The sequence below is a fragment of the Desulfonatronum sp. SC1 genome (assembly GCF_003046795.1).
GTDB lineage: Bacteria > Desulfobacterota > Desulfovibrionia > Desulfovibrionales > Desulfonatronaceae > Desulfonatronum.
In genome coordinates this window covers 1-425 of the sequence record NZ_PZKN01000183.1, presented here as the reverse complement: position 1 = coordinate 425, position 425 = coordinate 1, and the positions used below count along the sequence as shown (strand labels likewise).

The following is a 425-nucleotide window of genomic DNA, read 5'->3' as shown; positions in this document are numbered from 1 at the left end:
ACGTACCATCCTATGATGAACCTTTGCAGATGGTAGGCGGCGAAAACAATGCATGGACCAGCAACGACTACACCAACTACTACGTTACCCTTCCGGCCAACAACATTGAAACAGCATTCTGGCTGGAATCGGATCGCATGCTGGAGCTGAATTTTACTGAAAAAAATCTGGAGGTACAGCGTAAAGTGGTAATTGAAGAGTTCAAACAGCGCTACCTGAACCAGCCTTACGGCGATATGTCATTGCTCACCAGACCCCTCGCCTATAAGACCCACCCTTACATGTGGCCAACCATAGGCAAGGATATTTCCCATATAGAGAATGCAACATTGGACGATGTACGCAACTTCTTTTTCAAGCACTACGCGCCAAACAATGCAGTGCTGGCAGTTGCTGGCAACGTTCACCCCGACAAAGTGTTTGCT

Annotated in this window: 1 protein-coding gene; it reads left to right on the top strand. The window is 47.8% G+C overall.

The genetic code is table 11. The features are described 5' to 3' along the window. Nucleotides 1–425, top strand: a 425-nt coding sequence (locus C6366_RS21210; protein WP_146164957.1) for a pitrilysin family protein, incomplete at both ends; no start/stop codon positions are given.